At 72.8% G+C, this 1,660-nt stretch carries 2 protein-coding genes; one reads left to right on the top strand and one right to left on the bottom strand.

Annotated features, from left to right (window positions below):
• The first annotated feature begins 47 nt into the window (after positions 1-47).
• Positions 48-701, top strand: a complete 654-nt coding sequence (locus tag ABD194_RS19680) for an NAD(P)-dependent oxidoreductase (RefSeq protein ID WP_343994657.1) — start codon at positions 48-50, stop codon at positions 699-701.
• On the opposite strand, the gene ABD194_RS19675 is transcribed toward ABD194_RS19680, so the two are convergent.
• Positions 688-1,461 carry a class F sortase gene (locus ABD194_RS19675; RefSeq protein WP_343994655.1) on the bottom strand — a complete coding sequence of 258 codons (774 nt, stop codon included), beginning with the start codon at positions 1,459-1,461 and terminating at the stop codon, positions 688-690. The two genes, ABD194_RS19680 and ABD194_RS19675, sit on opposite strands and share 14 nt — an antisense overlap.
• Positions 1,462-1,660: the final 199 nt, after the last annotated feature.

Genomic DNA, 1,660 nt, shown 5'->3' with positions numbered 1-1,660 from the left:
GGCGACGTTGGACCTGGGACAGCTGTTCCCGAGCCTTCAGGAGAGTCATGTCTCGCGTCACCATCATCGGCGGTCACGGCAAGGTCGCCCTGCTCGCAGCCCCGCTCCTCGTCGCCGACGGCCACGAGGTCACCTCCGTCGTGCGCAATCCCGACCACGTCGCCGACGTCGAGCAGACGGGAGCCACCGCAGCGGTACTCGACGTCGAGAGCTCCTCGGCCGAGCAGATCGCCGACCTGGTGCGCGGCAGCGACGTCGTCGTGTGGTCCGCGGGTGCCGGCGGCGGCAGCCCCCAGCGCACGTATGCCGTCGACCGCGACGCCGCCATCCGCTCGATGGACGCGGCCGCGAAGGCGGGCGTCGGGCAATACGTCATGGTGTCGTACTTCGGCGCCGGGCCCGACCACGGCACCCCCGAGGACAGCTCCTTCTACGCGTACGCCGACGCGAAGTCCGCGGCCGACGAGCACCTGCAGGGCACCGACCTCGCGTGGACGATCCTGCGGCCGAGCGGCCTGACCACCGAGGGAGCCACGGGGCACATCGAGACCGGCGAGGGCGTCGCGGCCGGCCACGTGTCGCGCGACAACGTCGCCCACGTGATCCGCTCCGTCGTGGAGCACCCGGACGCCGCCGTTCGGCGGGTCATCGCCTTCAACGACGGGACCCAGCCCATCGACGAGGTCGTCACCGGCGGGTGACGGGGACCGCGAGGACGACGTTGATGTCGTCGTAGTTGCCGATGGCCGGGTCCCAGGTGCCACCGCACGTCGCAAGGAGCAGCCGCTCGGGGCCGGTGAAGTCGTAGAGGTGCTGGGAGGCGATGAGCCTCGGGTACGCGTTCGCCGAGCTGATCTCGCGCCAGACGTTCGTGACGCGGTACGAGCAGACGGAGCCGTTGTCCTGGCGCAGCTGGATGAGCTGGCCGGTGGCGATCCGCCGGGCGAAGTCCTCCTTGAAGATGGCCGAGCCGTTGCGGTAGGTGTGGCCGTCGATGAGGACCGTCCCGGTGCCGGAGCCCGGGCGTGGACCCGCGGCGTACCAGCCGGCCATGGTGCGGTCGATCGGCGTGCCGAGCGGGGCCTGGCCGTTGCCGTCGCGGCGCCCGGACCGGTCCAGGCCGATGCGTTCGAAGGCTGCGTCCACTCCGAGCGCCGGGATGCGCAGGCGCTGCGGCTCGCCCACCCGGCACGACGTCCGCGCTGGTGGCGTGGTGGGCCTCGTCGGGGCGGCAGAGGTCCTGGGCCGCGGAGCAGCGAATGTGCCTGTGCCCGTGGGCTTCCGGGCGACGGACGGGTCGTCTGAGCCGGTGGGCTGCGCGGCGCCCAGAGCCGGGTCGGGCCACGGCGAGACCGTGGGGGCTGCCACGGCGGGGTCGCCCCCCGGGTGTGGCACCAGGTACCAGAGGCCGGCGGCGACGAGCGCCACCGCCAGCAGCGCGACGATCCAGCGTCGATTCATCAGCCTGCCTCCCTGCTGATTCCGGGTAGCGGGCACCCTGGCCACCCGCAGGTGCGGGTGGCCAGGGGCCCAGCTGCTGTCAGCCGTGGGCTGTCAGCGCGTGAGCTGTCAGCGCGTGGCGTTCTCGCGGCGGCGTCGGAGAGCCTCACCGGCGGCGAGCGAGAATCCGCCTGCGAGCAGGCCCGTTCCGAGCAGACGG

Source organism: Terrabacter terrae (assembly GCF_039529575.1).
GTDB classification, from domain to species: Bacteria; Actinomycetota; Actinomycetes; order Actinomycetales; family Dermatophilaceae; genus Terrabacter; species Terrabacter terrae.
This window is presented reverse-complemented; position numbering and strand designations above follow the sequence as displayed.

What these genes read in the sequence shown, in the direction of transcription:
- ABD194_RS19680 (WP_343994657.1), top strand. Translation starts at nt 48, where the DNA reads ATGTCTCGCGTCACCATCATCGGCGGTCACGGCAAGGTCGCCCTGCTC.
- ABD194_RS19675 (WP_343994655.1), bottom strand. Translation starts at nt 1,461, where the DNA reads ATGAATCGACGCTGGATCGTCGCGCTGCTGGCGGTGGCGCTCGTCGCC.